This is a genomic window from Geodermatophilus sp. CPCC 206100 (assembly GCF_048569675.1).
Classification (GTDB): domain Bacteria; phylum Actinomycetota; class Actinomycetes; order Mycobacteriales; family Geodermatophilaceae; genus Geodermatophilus.
Map to the genome: position 1 here is coordinate 1 of NZ_JAQISV010000013.1, position 15289 is coordinate 15289.

Genomic DNA, 15289 nt, shown 5'->3' on the forward strand with positions numbered 1-15289 from the left:
TCATTCCGAACCCGGAAGCTAAGCCTCTCAGCGCCGATGGTACTGCCCTGGAGACGGGGTGGGAGAGTAGGACGCCGCCGGACAACCACTCCCGTCAGGGCCCCCAGCACCGCTGGGGGCCCTGACGCGTGTCCGGACCCGATCGCGTCCACACGCGGTGTCTCGGAGCCGGACGCGCGTCGACCCCTTCGTCCCGGGACGAAGGGGTCGACGATCGCGCGGCGGCCGGCTCAGGGGACGACCCGGCGGATCCCCCCGTAGGAGGCCGCGGCGACCACCGCAGCGATGGCGGCCGGGATCGCGAACGCCAGGGTCAGGCCCGACCGGGCGGTCAGCCAGGCCCACACGGCGCCCCAGGCGTCGAGCCCCGTGATCAGGACGGCGAGTCCGCCGAGGACGACGACGGTGGCGAGGAGCAGGGCCCACAGTGCGTCGGTGCCCCAGCGCTTCTGCACGACACCGATCGCGATGCCCACGAAGATGAGCGCCAGCATCGGCCCGCCGGAGTAGAGCACCTGCAGGGCGAAGTTGTCGGCCAGCAGCGGCGTCGGCACCCAGAAGTTGAGGTTCACACCCCACCCGCCGGTGGCCTTCCCGATCTCGTTGAGAACGGCGAGGGCGACGCCGTAGCCGAGCGCCGACAGCACGCCGACCAGCGCGGTCCCGAGCCAGTAGGTGCGCCGGCTGAGGCTGACGCCCATCGCGAAGGGCAGCATCTGGGTGAGGGCCTGGACGAAGACGACGCACACGGTGATGTAGAGGGCCGTGACGCCGCCGGTGAAGTTGTTCGGGTCGTGCTCGGGCACGTCGGCGAGCGCCCAGATCGCCCAGTTGATGACGAAACTGATCGACCCGACCATCCACGGCACCCCGAAGACGACCAGCGGGTGCACCACGTGCAGGCGGGCGGCGGACAGGACGCGGTTCACCGGGAGACCTCCTCGAGGTCGGAGATGCGGGCCGGGCGGTCCTGAGCCGTCTGCAGGCTCATGGCCACGACCAGTTGCTGGAGGTTGGTGGCCTCCCAGGAGAGGCCGGCCGCCGTGGCGTCCTCGGCGTCCGTACCGGGCCGCAGGCGGACGACGGCCCGGCTGTGCCCGCCCAGGGACTCGGTGTGCAGCACCACGTGCGCGGCGGCGAAGGCGTCCACCTTGGCGCGCGGTCCGGTGACGGTCAGGGCGGTGCCCCGCAACGAGTCGGCGTCCGCGTCGAGCAGCACCCGGCCGCGGTCGATCAGCAGGACCCGCTCGAGCAGGCTGGCGATCTCCTCGATGAGGTGCGTGGACAGGACCACGGTGCGCGGGTGCTCGGCGTAGTCGGCGAGCAGGCGGTCGTAGAACAGCTGCCGCGCGACGGCGTCCAGGCCCAGGTAGGGCTCGTCGAAGAGCGTGACCGGCGCCCGGGACGCGAGGCCGATGACGATGCCCACCGCGGAGTTCATGCCGCGGGAGAGCTTCTTGATCGCCCGCTTGGGCGGGAGGTCGAAGTCCCGGACGAGGGCGGCGGCCAGGTCGGCGTCCCACTGGGGGAACAGCATCGCGGCGGAGTCGAGCGCGTCCCGGACCCGGAAGTGGTCGGGGTAGCGCTGCCCCTCCTTGATGAAGCAGATCCCGCTGAGCACGTCGTCGTTCTCGTACGGGTCGCCGCCGAGGACCTGCACCTGCCCGCTGGTCGGCCGGCGGTGACCGGTGAGCAGCTGCATGAGCGTGGTCTTGCCGGCTCCGTTGCGGCCGAGCAGGCCGGTGATGGTGTCGCGCTCCAGGGCGGTGCTGACGCCCTGCAGCGCCGTGTGCTCCCGGAAGCGCATGGTCACGTCGCGGACCTCGGCGACGGCGGTCATCAGGACTCCTCCCAGCGGTCGATCATGGCGGCGAGCTCCCGGACGGAGATGCCGAGCTTCTGTGCCTCTGTCATCAGCGGGCGCACGAACTGGTCGGCGAACTCGCTGCGGCGGCGCTTGAGCAGCTGCTCCCGGGCGCCCGTGGCGACGAACATCCCGACTCCTCGTCTCTTGTAGAGGACCCCGTCGGTGACCAGCTGGTTCAGGCCCTTGGCGGCCGTGGCGGGGTTGATGCGGTGGAAGGCGGCGAGCTCGTTGGACGAGGGCGCCTGGCTCTCCTCGGGGAGGGAGCCGTCGACGATGGCGTTCTCGATCTCGTCGGCGATCTGCCGGAAGATCGGCGCGCCGTCCTCGATCACGAGGAGTTCCGCGGCACGTCCCACCGGTCCGTGGGTTCATTACTCATGTAATGAACCATAGAACCAGCGATCTGTGGAGCGCAAGCCCCGATACGGTGGCCCGATGGACGACAGCGCCCTGCGGCCCACCAGCGTCGACGTACCGGAAGCAGACGTCGAGGACCTGCGCCGCCGGCTCCGGGCCACGCGCTGGCCGGATCCGCCCACGGTGGACGACTGGTCCCAGGGGGTCCCGCTCGACGTCCTGCAGGAGGTGTGCCGCTACTGGGCGGACGAGTACGACTGGCCGGCCCGGCAGGCACGGCTCAACGCCGTCGAGCAGGGGGTGGTCGAGGTCGACGGGCTGCCGATCCACGTCCTGCACGCCCGCTCGCCCCACCCCGACGCGCTGCCGCTGGTGCTCACGCACGGCTGGCCGGGCTCGGTGGCGGAGTTCCTCGACGTCCTCGGCCCGCTGACCGACCCCGACGACCCCCGGGACGCCTTCTCGGTCGTCGTCCCGTCGCTGCCGGGGTTCGGGTGGAGCGGCAAGCCGACGGCGCCCGGCTGGGGTCTCACGCGCACCGCCGACGCCTGGGCCGAGCTGATGACCCGGCTCGGCTACGACCGGTTCGGCGCCCAGGGTGGGGACATCGGCTCGTTCGTCTCGGCCAACCTCGGCGCGCGCCACCCCGACCGGGTCGTCGGGGTGCACCTCAACATGGTCGTCACCGGGGCGCCGGCCGGCCGGACCCCCACCACCGAGCGCGAGCAGCGGGCGCTGGACCGGGAGACCCACTTCCGCACCGAAGGCTCGGCCTACAACCAGCAGCAGCGCACCCGGCCGCAGACCCTGGGCTACGGGCTGAGCGACTCCCCGTCCGGACAGTGCGCCTGGATCCTCGAGAAGTTCCACGCCTGGGCCGACTGCGGCGGGGACCCGATCGGCGTGCTCGGGGCCGACCGCATCCTCGACCACGTCTCGATCTACTGGTTCACCGGCTCCGCGACGTCGTCGGCGCGCATGTACTGGGAGATGGCGCAGGAGCCGGCGGCCCGGACGCCGACCGTGCCCGTGCCCACCGGCGTCTCACTGTTCCCGCACGAGATCCTGCAGCCGCCCCGCGAGTGGGCGCAGGCGCAGTTCCCGGACCTGCGGATGTGGCACGAGCACGACCGCGGCGGGCACTTCGCCGCGATGGAGCGACCAGATGCCCTCGTCGCCGACGTCCGGGAGTTCTTCCGCCCGCTGCGGCCGGCGCCGGGACGGGGCTGAACCCCGGCCCGGCAGCTGGCGCCGCGACGGCGCCCGACCGTCAGGACTGCTGCTCGCCCTCCTCGCGGGCGGCCTGGTCGAGCACCTGCGGGTCCTCGGACACCCCGCCGGCCGGGTCGGCGTTGCCGAGCGCCGTCTCCGCGGGCAGTTGCTGCACGTGCTCGCGGGCGCGCTCGCGCAGGTCGTCGGTGGGTTCGGACACGGGGGCCTCCTCGCTCGGGAACGGGCGCGGCGGGGCTACCCGGTCCACGCGCCCGCCACCCGCGCCGCCGGTCCCGGCTAGGGTCGGCGGACCTCCCCTGCGCCGTCCCCGAGGAGCCCGTCGTGTCCCGTCCCGGCCGCCGTCCGGTCCTGCTCGTCGCCGCGCCGGTCCTGGCCCTCGCCGTGTCCTCCTGCTCGTCCACCGTCGCGCAGTCCGAGCTCGAGACCCAGGTGGCCGACGCGCTGGAGAAGGCCACCGGCGTCAGCCCCGAGGTGTCCTGTCCCGGGGACCTCGACGCGGAGGTGGACGCCACGACCGAGTGCACGGCCACCGACCCCGACTCCGGCGAGGAGTTCGCCTACCGGATCACCGTGACCTCGGTCGAGGACGACCAGGCGGAGTTCGACATCGAGCCGGTCGACTGACGCGCGGGCCCCGGGCCGGCCCTACAGGGCGGCGGCCAGGGCCTCCAGGTCGTCGACGGTGGCGTCCAGGTGCGGGGAGACGCGCAGCACCGGGCCGGTCATCTCGCCGGGCGCGCGCTCGCGGCCGATCGCCGTCGTCACGATGCCGTGCTCGGTGAGCAGCCGGGCCCGGGTGGTGACGACGTCGACGCCGTCCGGCGGGCGGAGTGTCGTGGTCGCGGTGGGCTCCTCGAGCGGCTCGACCACCCGCCACCCGGCGGCGCCCTCGAGCACCTCCCGGCCGGCGCGGCCCAGGGCCGCCAGCCGGGTGCGCACCCGGTCGGGTCCGGCGGCCAGGTGCTCGCCGACCGCCAGCACCAGGCCGACCCGGCCGGCGACGTGCGCCTCGCCGGACTCGAAGGCGCGCAGCGGCGGGACGTCGGGCGGCTCCGGCAGCACCGCGGTCAGCTCCGCCACGACCGGCGGGCGCACGCACAGCACCCCGACCCCGCGCGGTCCGGCCAGCCACTTGCGGGACGTCGAGTAGACGACGTCGGCGCCCAGGTCGGTGTCGACGTGCCCGAGCGACTGGGCGGCGTCCAGCACCAGCGGCACCCCCGCCTCCCGGCACAGCGCGGCGACCTCGCGGGCGGGCTGGACGATGCCCCGGTGGCTGCCGATGTGCGTGAGGTGCACCAACCGCGGCGGGTCCGTGGCGAGCAGCCGGGCCACCCCGTCGAGGTCGGCTCGCCCGAGGCCGTCCACCGGCAGCGGCTCGGGGACCAGCCCGGCGGCGCGCAACTGCGCGACGTTCGGCGCGTACTCGCCGGGCAGGCAGGCCACCCGCGTGCCGGCCGGCAGGCGCCAGCCCGACAGCAGCGCCACGAGCGCCGCCTGCGCGGACTCGACGAAGGCGACGTCGGCCGCGGCCATCCCGACCAGTCCACCGATCACCGACCGGCCCTGCTGGAGCAGGTCGTCCGCGGTCGCCTCCGCGACGTACCCGCCCAGCTCCGCCTCGTGCCGGGCGTGGTGGGCCGCGGCCTCCAGCACCCGGTGGCTCTGCCGGCTGCACGCCGCGGTGTCCAGGTGTCGCCCGGCGGGGCGGGGGCGGGCGGTGCGCCAGGCGGCGCCGAGGTCCTCGTGGACGAGGTCGGGGTGGAGCAGGGTCACGCGCTCCACGCTAGGCGAGAGTCGCGGCTCAGCTGTCGAGCACGCCCCGGGCCACCGACACCCCGGAGTGCGACGGATCGCCGTCCAGGGGCTCCACGGAGACGTCGACGATCGGGTACTCCCCGAGGTCGATGCCGGGCGGGAGCGCGAACGACGCCTCGCCGCCGCCCTGCACGACCCCGAGTGACACGAGCTGCTCGACGTCGGGGTCGAGCAGCCAGACCTCGTAGAACTCGCCCGCGAGCGCGGCGGCGGTGAGGTCGACCTCGAGCACCAGGCTGCCGTCGGACCGCTCCTGCACGCGCGCCTCCCCCGACGCGCCGCTGTCGTCCAGCGGCTCCAGCGCGACCTCGGTGACGGTGAGGCCCTCACCGCCGCGCGCGCCGAGCGCCACGGCCCCCGCGCCGATGCCGGCGCCGACGACCAGCGCGGCCGCCGCGGCCAGCAGCAGCCGGGATCGGCGAGGCCGCAGCGGGACCACGGTCGCCGGCGGCGCGACGGTCGCGGCCGGAGGGACCGCCTGGTCGGGGGCCGCGACGGCCTCCGGCGGCGGCGGGCCCGGCACCGGGGGCAGGGTTCCGGCCGGGCGGACGGGAGCCGCACCGGCCACCCGCTCGGGTCGGGGAGCGGCCGTCACACCGGTGGCGCCGGCGATCGCCGCCCACACGCCGGGCGGCGGCGGAACGGCGGAGGTCGGGGTGGCGAACTCCGGAACGGCCAGCGCCGCCACCCCGCGGCGCAGCGAGGCCACCTCGGCGCGGCACTGCCCGCACGTGTCGAGGTGCGCGGCGTCGTCGGCGGGCAGGGGCTCGCGGAGCGCGGCCAGGGCCAGCTGCTCAGGCGTGCAGTGCGGCACCGTCCACCTCCAGCCGGGTGCGCAGGCGCTCCAGGGTGCGCCGGATGTGGCTCTTCACCGTGCCCAGCGGCAGCCCGGTGCGGGCCGCGATCTGGGCGTGGGTGAGGTCCTCGAAGAAGGCCAGTTCGATGATGCCCCGCTGCGGCTGGCCGATCTGGTCCAGCTCGCCGAGCAGCAGCACCCGATCGGCGACGGCGGTGTCGACCTGCGGGCCCCCGGGGGGCGGGGCGGCCTGCGCCTCGGCGATCGCGGCCTCCGCGGCGCGCCGCTGACGGTCGCGGCGGGCCCAGGCGTCGGCGATCTTGTGCCGGCAGACGCCGACCAGCCAGGCCGGCAGCGGCCCCTGGTCCGGGCGGTACCCGGCGCGACCGGTCCAGGCGGAGACGAAGACCTGCTGGGTGACGTCCTCGGCGTCGGGGCCCGGGCCGAAGGCGCGCACCGCCATGCCGTGCACCTGGCCCGCGAAGCGCTCGTAGGCCCAGGCGAGGGCCTGCTCGTCGCCGGCGGCGAACCGCCGGCCGACCTCGGCGTCGTCCGGCTCGGGGTCGCCCCCGGGCAGCGGCGCGACGTCGGTGCTCACCCGACGCACCCTAGGCCCCCGTCGCCCGGTCGGTCGGCCGCACGGCAGGGCCCCGGCGCGCGCCTGCGGGCGATCGGGGGCAGCGAGATCCTTCACCACGGCAGCGGCTCCGCCACGACGACCACGTTGTCCCGGTAGCTGCCGGTCTCGGGCAGGAACGGGCCGCCGCAGGTGACGAGCACGAGCCGTGGGGGGCCGGTCCGGCCGAAGACGCGGTCCAGCGGCAGCTCCCGCTTCTGGACCACCTCCCGGGACACCACCCGCCAGCGGGTCGCCGTCCCCGCGCCGTCGGTGACGACGACCTCGACGCCGGCGTCGGCCGTGCGCAGGGCGGCCAGGACGCCCAGCCCCTGCGCCCGGTCGTCCACGTGTCCCGCGAGCACGGCCGAGCCGGCGGCTCCGGGCGTCGGGCCGAAGCGGTACCAGCCGACCCGGTGCACGTCGGCGGGCAGCGCCATCCGCCCGTCGTCCGCCACGCCGACCGGGTCGACCGGGGCGTCGATGCCGAGGGCGGGCACGGCGAGGCGGGCCGGCGCCGGCACCTCCGGCGCGGGCGCCGGCGCGGCGTCCCGGGCCGTGACCGCCGGCGCGTTGGTCGCCGGCGCCGGGGCGGGGAGGGCCTGCTCGAGCGGCGCGCCGGCCGCCGCCGGCTCCCGGGTCAGTGCCCAGGCGGCCGGGGTCCCGACCGCGACGGCCAGACCCAGGACGACGCCGGCGACGGCGCGACGCACGACGGACCTCCTCAGCGCGTCCGGGTCACGCCCGGCTGCCGGCCAGCCGACGGGCGGCGAGGCCGGCCGCGACCAGGCCGGCGAGGGACACCGCGGCCAGCGGTGCGGGGAGGCCACCCTCGTCACCGGCCAGGCCGGCGGTACCGCCGGGCACGCCGGACGGCGCGGAGTGCGAGCCGGAGATCGTCTGGACGGCGAGCTCGAAGCCGGCCTCCTGGGAGCCCCAGGCGTAGACGATCGTGGTCGCGCCCTCCGGCAGCGTCAGGTCGGCCGGCCCGATGGCGACGGTCGAGGTGCCGGCCAGGACGACGTCGGCGCTGACCGTGCCCGCGGGGACGGTCAGGGTGGCCTCGTCCGGGTTGGTCAGGCCGGGGGCGACGACCTGGCCGCCGGCGCGGACGTCGACGGCGGGCGCGGCCGCGGTGTGCCGGACGACGACCCGCGCCTGACCGGCGGGGACCGCGGAGGTGTCGTTGACGAAGGGGGTGAGCTGCGGAGCGCCGTCGGCGCCGAGGTGGGCGACGACCGTCGCGTTCGCGCCGGCGGGGACGGCGACGCCGGCGGCCGACAGCAGCGGGTCGCCCGAGCCGTCCGGTGCGTCGGCGGGGAAGAGCGCCAGGTCGTAGGTGCCGCCGGGGAGCTCGAGCGGGTCGGTCAGCGTGCCGGGCTGGAAGTCGTCGATCAGGCGCTCGCCGTTGGCGTACACGTCGACCGGGGTGTCCGGCACGCCGTGCAGCACGGAGACGGTCGCGGTGTCGGCGGCGAGGGCGGGGGGCGCCCCGAGGGTGAGCAGGGCGCCGGTGGCGCCGGCGACGACGAGGGCGGTGCGGGTCCTGGGCACGGGTGCGGGTCCTTCCGGTGTGTGGGGGCGAGGTGCCTGTGTCCCCTCCTTCCGGCCGGTCGCGGCGTCCGGATGCACGTGCCCGCCGGCCGGGCCGGCCGGGGGAGGATCGGTCCGTGGCTGCCGACCGAGACCGCGACCCGACCGGGCGGGCCCGCAGCGCCCGCCCGCGCGACGCCCTGGGCCGTCCCCTGCCGCACGGGACGCCGGGGGTCGAGCGGGCGCCGGAGGGCCAGGTGCGCGCGCCGGCCGACGCGCTGGCCGAGGCCCAGCGGCTGCTGGACGCCGGCCGTCCCTTCCACGCGCACGAGGTGCTCGAGGACGCGTGGAAGTCCGCTCCGGCGGCCGAGCGGCAGCTGTGGCGGGGGCTGGCGCAGCTCGCCGTCGGCCTCACCCACGCCGCCCGCGGCAACCAGCGGGGCGCGGCGACCCTGCTCGACCGCGGCGCGGGCAACGTGGCGGGCTACGCGGCCGCCCCGCCGCACCGGATCGACGTCGCCGGACTGGTCGCGTGGGCCCGGGACGTCGGGGCGCGGCCTCCCGGGACCGTCCCGCCGCCCCGGCTCACCCGGACTACCCCCGGGCTGTGACGCCGGGCACACTGCGGGCATGACCGCCTCCACCGTCGCGCGCAGCCGTGAGGTCTGGGCGGCCGGGGACTACCAGAAGGTCGGCGTGCGGCTGGTGCTCGCGAGCGAGCACCTGGTCGCCGACCTGGGCGTGCGCCCGGGCGACCGGCTGCTCGACGTCGGCGGCGGCACGGGCAACACCGCGCTGGCCGCCGCCCGCCGGGACGCCGACGTGGTGTGCAGCGACCTCGTCCCCGAGCTGCTCGAGTACGCCGTCCGCCGGGCCGAGGTCGAGGGCCTGGCCATCGGCACCGAGGTCGCCGACGCCGCGGAGCTGCCGTTCCCCGACGCGTCCTTCGACGTCGTGGTCTCCACCTTCGGCGTGGTGTTCGCCGCCGATCCCGAGCAGGCCGCGCGCGAGCTGCTGAGGGTGCTGCGCCCGGGTGGCCGGCTGGGGCTGACCGCCTGGCGGCCGGACGCGCCCGGTGGGCGGCTGCTCGCGCTGGTCGCCCGGCACGACCCGGAGCACGCCTCGGGGGACCCGCTGCGGTGGGGGACGCAGGACGGCGTGGACGGGCTGTTCGGCCGCGGCGAGCTGCGCCAGGTCCGGCACAGCGAGCGCACCGTCGAGTTCACCGCCCCCTCGGTGGCGGCGCAGTGGCAGCGCTACCGCGACTGGTTCGGCCCGGTGCACGTGGCCTGGCAGCGGCTGGACGAGGACGGCCGCGCGGCGCTGGAGCGGGAGTTCGGCGACATGTGGGGCAGTGCCACCCGCGGCGGCGGGCCGGGGATCGTCGTCCCCAACACCTACCTGCAGACCACCGGCGTCCGGGCCGCGTGATGCGCAGCTTCGAGGCGTCCACCCGGATCGACGCGAGCCCCGAGCAGGTGTGGGCGCCGCTGGTCGACGTCGGCGGCTGGCGGGACTGGGACTCCGGCGTCGACCGGGTGGAGGGCCGGGTCGCCCTGGGGGAGCGGCTGACCCTCTACGCCACGATGATCCGCAGCCGGCCGCTGGTCGTGACCGTCACCGAGCTGCGGCCCGGCGAGGTCATGCGCTGGCGCGGTGGGCTGCCGTTCGGCCTGGCCGTCATCGAGCGGACCTACCACCTGGACGGGCAGGAGGGCGGCGGCACGGTGCTCACCGTCCGCGAGGACCACAGCGGCCCGCTCGCCGGCCTGCTCGCCCGCACCACCCCGGACCTGCACCCGTCGTTCCGCCAGTTCTGCGCGGGGCTCAAGGCGCGGGCCGAGGGGCGGGTGTCGCGGCCGCCGGGCTGAGGTCGCCGGTCAGGCGGTGAGGGCGGCGGCCAGCCAGGTCGCCGCCGCGAGCGCGAGGATGAAGCCGCTCATCGCGAGCACGACCGTGCCCGGGCCCGGGGTCAGCCGGTCACCGGTCCGCGGGTCGGGCACCGGTGCCTGCCGGCGCAGCTGCGTGAACAGCGCCGGCACCCACAGCAGCGCGCCGACCGCGACCGCCACCCACGCGGGCAGGCCGGCCACGGACTCGTGGTGGACCATCGCGAACACCCCGGTCGCGATCAGCCAACCGCAGGCCGCGCCCAGCAGGGTCAGGACGACGCCCGCCGTCCGTGCTCCGCGTGGCCGCGGGCCGGCGAACCCGGCGGCGTACTCCTTCGCCGGACCGAAGGCCTCCAGCGGGCTCTCGCCGGTGTCGGCCACGTGGCTCTCCACCTCGGCGATGATCTCCCCGATCCGCTGCGGCGGGACGTGGCGCATGCGCAGCGCGAACAGCAGCTCGCGGCGGTAGCTCTCGGTGCTGGTGGTCATCGGGTGCTCCCCACGGACGGGAGCAGGCCGGCGGCCCGCTCGGTGAAGGTGTCCCAGGCCCGGGTGCGCTCGGCGAGGTGGCCGGTGCCCCGGGGGGTGACGGTGAAGAACTTGCGGCCCGGCCCGCCGGCGCCCTCCCGCCACGACGACGTGACGAGCCCGTCCTGCTCCAGCCGGTTGAGGACGGGGTAGAGCGTGCCGCCCTTGACCACGCCCAGACCGGCCTCCTGCAGGCGCTGGGCGATGGCGTAGCCGTAGGTCTCCTCCTGCGCCACCACGGCGAGGACGCAGAGCGGGAGGACGGCGCGGAGCCACTCGGGCGGCCAGTTCTCATCGGGCACGACTAGAGCGTAGGGCCGACTAGTCAGTGACGCAAACTAGTCGGACTCTCAGTGCTGGTGGGCAACGGTGCCGGGGCCGCGGGCCGCCGGTCGCAATGACCACAAGGGGGTGTGACGCAGCCGACGGTGCGACCATGGACCCGCCATGAGCACCGACACCTCAGCTGCGCAGACCAGCACCGACGACACCGCCCTCGGCGAGCCGGCGACGCCGCCCCGTGGGCCGGTGACCTCGGCGTCCTACTCGATCACCGTCCGGCTCACCGCTGACGGCGACCCGGCCTCCATCGGCCGGATCGCCACCGCGGTCGGCTCGGCCGGCGGCGCCGTGACCGCGATCGACGTCGTCGACTCCCGCTCCGACGGGCTCACCGTCGACGTCACCTGCTCGGCCGCCGACGCCCCGCACTCCGAGGAGATGGTGGACGCCCTGCGCCGCCTGCCCGGGGTGGAGGTGCGCAAGGTCAGCGACCGGACCTTCCTGCTGCACCTGGGCGGCAAGCTGGAGGTCGCCTCCAAGGTGCCGCTGAAGACCCGCGACGACCTGTCGATGGCCTACACCCCCGGGGTGGCGCGGGTGTGCCTGGCGCTGGCCGACAACCCCGACGACGTCCGCCGGCTGACGATCAAGGGCAACACGGTCGCCGTCGTCACCGACGGCTCCGCCGTCCTCGGCCTCGGTGACATCGGCCCCGGCGCGGCGATGCCGGTCATGGAGGGGAAGGCGGTCCTGTTCAAGCGGTTCGCCGACATCGACGCCTGGCCGATCTGCCTGGACACCCAGGACGTCGACGAGATCGTCCGCACCGTCGAGCTGATCGCCCCCGGCTTCGGCGGCATCAACCTCGAGGACATCGCCGCGCCGCGCTGCTTCGAGATCGAGCGCCGGCTGCGCGAGAAGCTCGACATCCCGGTCTTCCACGACGACCAGCACGGGACGGCGATCGTCGCGCTGGCCGCCCTGCGCAACGCGCTGCGCGTCGTGGCCAAGCAGCTCGAGGACGTGAAGATCGTCGTGGCCGGTGGCGGCGCGGCCGGCACGGCGATCGTGCACCTGATGCTGGAGGCCGGCGCCCGGCACGTGCTGGTGTGGGACCGCGAGGGCATCCTCGCGCCCGACGACGAGCGGCTCTCCCCGGCCAAGCGCGACCTCGCCCGGCTCACGAACACCGCCTGCGTCCACGGCGAGCTGCCCGACGCGCTCGACGGCGCCGACGTCTTCATCGGCGTGAGCGCGGGCAACGTGCTGCCGGTCGAGGCCCTGGCCCGCATGGCCGACGACGCGGTGGTCTTCCCGATGGCCAACCCGACGCCCGAGGTCGACCCGGTGCGCGCCCGGCAGCACGCCGCCGTCGTCGCCTCCGGCCGGTCGGACCTGCCCAACCAGATCAACAACGTGCTGGCCTTCCCCGGCGTCTTCCGCGGCCTGCTGGACGCGCGGGCTCGGGAGATCAGCGACGGGATGCTGCTGGCGGCGGCCGAGGCGATCGCCGCGGTCGTGAAGGACGACCAGCTCAACGCCAACTACATCATCCCCAGCGTCTTCGACCCGGCCGTCGCCACGGCCGTCGCCGCCGCGGTGGCCCAGCAGGCGCGGCACGAGCCGGGCGCGACCGCCCCCGTCAGCGACCGGACCGCCTGAGGGAGGACCCGTCCTCCCGCTCTCGTCGGTTGTCACGGAAACCGACGGGGTGACCCGTCGGTTTTCGTGGAAACCGACGGATCCCGGAGCGGAAACCCCCTGATCGGGGACGGCGCGGGCCGCGGGTTCGGTGGATCATGTCCGGGTGCCCGAGTTGCCCGAGGTGGAGGCGCTGACCGCGTTCCTGGCCGAGAACGCCGTCGGCAAGGTGGTGACGCGGGTCGACCTGGCCGCCGTCCAGGCGATCAAGACCTTCGACCCGCCGCTGTCCGCGCTCGGCGGGCTGGAGCTCACCGGCGTCACCCGGCACGGCAAGTTCCTCGACCTGGACGTCTCCGGGCTGCACCTCGTCGTCCACCTGGCCCGGGCGGGCTGGCTGCACTGGCGCACCGGTCTGCCGACCGCACCGCCCAAGCCGGGCAAGGGCCCGCTGGCGCTGCGGGTGCACCTGGAGGACGGGAACGGCTTCGACCTCACCGAGCAGGGCACCCGCAAGGGCCTGGCGGTCTACGTCGTCCGGACGCCGGCCGAGGTGCCCGGCATCACCCGCCTGGGTCCCGACGCGCTCGCCGTCGACCGCGAGCAGTTCGCCGCGCTGCTCGGCGGGCGCTCCGGTCAGCTCAAGGGCGCGCTCACCGACCAGACGCTGATCGCCGGGATCGGCAACGCCTACTCCGACGAGATCCTGCACGCCGCGCGGCTGTCGCCGTTCAAGATGGCCGACAAGCTCAACGACGACGAGGTGATCCGCCTCTACGACGCCATGCGGGCCACGCTCACCGACGCGCTCGAGCGCCAGGCCGGGCAGCAGGCGGCGACCATGAAGGGCGAGAAGCGCTCGGGCCTGCAGGTGCACGCCCGCACCGGGCTGCCGTGCCCGGTCTGCGGCGACACCGTCCGCGAGGTCAGCTTCGCCGACACCTCGCTGCAGTACTGCCCGACCTGCCAGACCGGCGGCAAGCCGCTGGCCGACCGGCGGCTGTCCAAGCTCCTGCGCTGAGCGGAGTCGCTGGAGCGCAGAGACCGGCATCGAGCGACTCCGCCTCCTTCAGCTGAGGATGTCCCGGGTGACCGCGGACTGCTCGGTCAGGACGCCGCCGATCACCTGCTGGGTCTCGTTGATGCTCTCCACCACGGCGGCGATCGCGGTGAGCGCGCCGGTGACCCGCTCCACCTGCCCCTGGATGCCCGCGACCTTGGCCTCGACGTCCTTGGTCGCCCGGGCGGTCTCCAGCGCCAGCTCCTTGACCTCGTTGGCCACGACGGCGAAGCCGCGCCCGGCGTCCCCGGCGCGGGCGGCCTCGATGGTCGCGTTCAGCGCCAGCAGGTTGGTCTGGTCGGCGATGCCGCGGATGACCTTGACCACCTTGCCGATCTCGGTGCTCGACCCGCCGAGGCCGGCGACCTCGCGGTCGGCCTCCGCCGTCAGCCGCCGTCCGTTCCCGGCCACGGACGAGGCCGACAGGACGTTGCGCTCGACCTCGGTGATCGACTCCAGCAGCTCCCGGCCGGCGGTCTCCAGCCGCTCCGCGGCCGCGAACCGCTCCAGCGCCTGCGCGAGGAGGAACGCGGCGCTGCGCAGCGCCTGGGCCCGGCCGGGGGCGAGGACGAGCGTCCGGGTGGCGAAGAAGTCGAGGGTGCCCACGACCTCCCCGGCGACCACGATCGGCAGGCAGACGCCCGACTTGACGCCGGCCCGCCGGGCCGCGGGCGCGCGCACGCAGTCGGTCACCTCGGCGAGGTCCTCGACGAACACCAGGTCGCGTGAGCGCCAGGCGCGGCCGGCCAGCCCGACCCCCTCGGCGAACGAGGCCGCCAGCGTCACCTCGCGGAACTCCTGGCCCGCGTCGCCGGACTCCGTGACGAAGCGCAGCACCCGCTCGGCCGGGTCGACGGCCCAGTAGGAGCCGTAGGCCCAGTCGAAGCCCGTGCGGATGGTGTGCAGCGCGCGGGCCGTCGCCTCCTCCCGGGTGGTCGCGGAGGTGACCTCCCGGAGGAGGTCGCTCACCGCCCGGGTGTCCTCCGCCGCCTTGGCCTGGCGGGCGGCCGCGGACACCCGCTCGATCGCCTGGGAGACCAGCAGGCCGACGGTGCGCAGGGTGGCCAACCGCTCCGCGGAGGGCTCCAGGGTCTCGGTGGCGAAGAAGTCCATGGTCCCGGTGACGACGCCGTCCTCCAGGAGGGGGAAGCAGATGCCGGAGCGGACGCCGACCCGCTGGGCCACCGGCGCGCGCACGCAGTCGGCCAGCCGGCCGAGGTCGGGGACGAAGACCAGGTCGCGCGACCGCCACGCCCGGCCGGCCAGCCCGACGCCCTCGCGGAAGGACGCCGTGCGGGTGACCTCGCGGAACTCGGGGCCGGCGTCCCCGGACTCCTGCGCGACGTGCAGCGCCCGGTCGGTGGGGTCGAGGCGCCAGTGGGACCCGTAGGCCCAGCCGAAGTGCGAGCGCACGAGGTCCAGGGCGGTCCGGACGGCCTCGTCCGTCGTGGTGGCACCCAGGAGCGCGGGGACCACGGCGGACACCGCCTCGACGTTCGCCCGCGCCTCGGCGACCTGCGCGTCGGCCGCCGAGGGGGCGCCGCGACGGGGGAAGAGCGGCATGAGACTGGAGTCCCTCCACTTGTCGGTGTGAGGGGACCTTCGTCCCGGGTCCGCGCGCACTTGAGTCCGAACCGGTTCCACTTGACACCATCAGGTGGGACGC

Annotated in this window: 19 protein-coding genes; 7 read left to right on the forward strand and 12 right to left on the reverse strand. The window is 75.5% G+C overall.

The features are described 5' to 3' along the window. Positions 1–230: 230 nt before the first annotated feature. The 3 genes from PGN05_RS06895 to PGN05_RS06905 are packed head-to-tail and all read right to left on the reverse strand — an operon-like array spanning position 231 to position 2199. Positions 231–929: a hypothetical protein gene (locus PGN05_RS06895; protein ID WP_419751795.1), complete on the reverse strand. Its 699-nt coding sequence runs from the start codon at positions 927–929 to the stop codon at positions 231–233. Next, complete coding sequence (locus PGN05_RS06900; RefSeq protein WP_419751796.1) at positions 926–1840, reverse strand: ABC transporter ATP-binding protein; 915 nt, start codon at positions 1838–1840, stop codon at positions 926–928. Before PGN05_RS06900 ends, PGN05_RS06895 begins: the two co-directional genes overlap by 4 nt. Next, positions 1840–2199 (reverse strand): GntR family transcriptional regulator, encoded by a 360-nt coding sequence (locus PGN05_RS06905; RefSeq protein ID WP_419751797.1) that lies wholly within the window; start codon positions 2197–2199, stop codon positions 1840–1842. The genes PGN05_RS06900 and PGN05_RS06905 overlap by 1 nt, the downstream gene beginning before the upstream one ends. Positions 2200–2302: 103 nt before the next feature. Between PGN05_RS06905 and PGN05_RS06910 the strand changes: the two genes are divergently transcribed. Further along, on the forward strand, positions 2303–3454 hold the full coding sequence (locus PGN05_RS06910; protein WP_419751798.1) for an epoxide hydrolase family protein: 1152 nt from the start codon (positions 2303–2305) through the stop codon (positions 3452–3454). 40 nt (positions 3455–3494) lie between these two features. On the opposite strand, the gene PGN05_RS06915 is transcribed toward PGN05_RS06910, so the two are convergent. After that, the gene (locus PGN05_RS06915) at positions 3495–3656 is read right to left on the reverse strand and encodes a hypothetical protein (RefSeq protein WP_419751799.1); all 162 of its coding nucleotides are present in this window, start codon (positions 3654–3656) and stop codon (positions 3495–3497) included. Between the two features lie 122 nt (positions 3657–3778). Here PGN05_RS06915 and PGN05_RS06920 point away from each other — a divergent pair, with 122 nt between their 5' ends. Beyond that, on the forward strand, positions 3779–4081 hold the full coding sequence (locus PGN05_RS06920; protein WP_419751800.1) for a DUF4333 domain-containing protein: 303 nt from the start codon (positions 3779–3781) through the stop codon (positions 4079–4081). 21 nt (positions 4082–4102) lie between these two features. Here the strand turns inward: PGN05_RS06920 and egtE are convergent, their stop codons facing one another. The 5 genes from egtE to PGN05_RS06945 all read right to left on the reverse strand — a co-directional run bounded on the left by egtE (position 4103) and on the right by PGN05_RS06945 (position 8241). Then, on the reverse strand, positions 4103–5233 hold the full coding sequence (egtE, locus tag PGN05_RS06925) for an ergothioneine biosynthesis PLP-dependent enzyme EgtE (RefSeq protein WP_419751801.1): 1131 nt from the start codon (positions 5231–5233) through the stop codon (positions 4103–4105). 28 nt (positions 5234–5261) lie between these two features. Beyond that, a complete protein-coding gene (locus PGN05_RS06930) occupies positions 5262–6089 on the reverse strand; it encodes an anti-sigma factor domain-containing protein (protein WP_419751802.1) in 828 nt (275 codons plus the stop codon). After that, complete coding sequence (locus tag PGN05_RS06935; RefSeq protein WP_419751803.1) at positions 6070–6669, reverse strand: RNA polymerase sigma factor; 600 nt, start codon at positions 6667–6669, stop codon at positions 6070–6072. The genes PGN05_RS06930 and PGN05_RS06935 overlap by 20 nt, the downstream gene beginning before the upstream one ends. 92 nt (positions 6670–6761) lie before the next feature. Then, positions 6762–7400, reverse strand: coding sequence for a class F sortase (locus PGN05_RS06940; protein ID WP_419751804.1), 639 nt, complete (start codon positions 7398–7400; stop codon positions 6762–6764). Positions 7401–7425: 25 nt separating this feature from the next. Continuing rightward, a complete protein-coding gene (locus PGN05_RS06945; protein ID WP_419751805.1) occupies positions 7426–8241 on the reverse strand; it encodes a DUF4397 domain-containing protein in 816 nt (271 codons plus the stop codon). 116 nt (positions 8242–8357) lie between these two features. On the opposite strand from PGN05_RS06945, the gene PGN05_RS06950 reads away from it, so the two are divergent. From PGN05_RS06950 to PGN05_RS06960, 3 genes are read left to right on the forward strand one after another with little or no spacing between them, the layout of a single operon-like run. After that, positions 8358–8831 (forward strand): DUF309 domain-containing protein, encoded by a 474-nt coding sequence (locus PGN05_RS06950; RefSeq protein WP_419751806.1) that lies wholly within the window; start codon positions 8358–8360, stop codon positions 8829–8831. Between the two features lie 19 nt (positions 8832–8850). After that, entirely contained in the window at positions 8851–9651 is an 801-nt protein-coding gene (locus PGN05_RS06955) for a class I SAM-dependent methyltransferase (protein WP_419751807.1), read from the forward strand. After that, positions 9651–10091 (forward strand): SRPBCC domain-containing protein, encoded by a 441-nt coding sequence (locus PGN05_RS06960; protein WP_419751808.1) that lies wholly within the window; start codon positions 9651–9653, stop codon positions 10089–10091. The genes PGN05_RS06955 and PGN05_RS06960 overlap by 1 nt, the downstream gene beginning before the upstream one ends. 9 nt (positions 10092–10100) lie before the next feature. Here PGN05_RS06960 and PGN05_RS06965 read toward each other — a convergent pair whose 3' ends face one another. Next, positions 10101–10601 carry an HAAS signaling domain-containing protein gene (locus PGN05_RS06965; RefSeq protein ID WP_419751809.1) on the reverse strand — a complete coding sequence of 167 codons (501 nt, stop codon included), beginning with the start codon at positions 10599–10601 and terminating at the stop codon, positions 10101–10103. After that, positions 10598–10942: a PadR family transcriptional regulator gene (locus PGN05_RS06970; protein ID WP_419751810.1), complete on the reverse strand. Its 345-nt coding sequence runs from the start codon at positions 10940–10942 to the stop codon at positions 10598–10600. Before PGN05_RS06970 ends, PGN05_RS06965 begins: the two co-directional genes overlap by 4 nt. Before the next feature lie 145 nt (positions 10943–11087). On the opposite strand from PGN05_RS06970, the gene PGN05_RS06975 reads away from it, so the two are divergent. Beyond that, a complete protein-coding gene (locus PGN05_RS06975) occupies positions 11088–12584 on the forward strand; it encodes an NAD-dependent malic enzyme (protein WP_419751811.1) in 1497 nt (498 codons plus the stop codon). 145 nt (positions 12585–12729) lie between these two features. After that, positions 12730–13584, forward strand: a complete 855-nt coding sequence (locus tag PGN05_RS06980) for an Fpg/Nei family DNA glycosylase (RefSeq protein ID WP_419751812.1) — start codon at positions 12730–12732, stop codon at positions 13582–13584. Positions 13585–13632: 48 nt separating this feature from the next. Here PGN05_RS06980 and PGN05_RS06985 read toward each other — a convergent pair whose 3' ends face one another. Beyond that, positions 13633–15186 carry a GAF domain-containing protein gene (locus PGN05_RS06985; RefSeq protein WP_419751813.1) on the reverse strand — a complete coding sequence of 518 codons (1554 nt, stop codon included), beginning with the start codon at positions 15184–15186 and terminating at the stop codon, positions 13633–13635. Between the last annotated feature and the right edge of the window lie 103 nt (positions 15187–15289).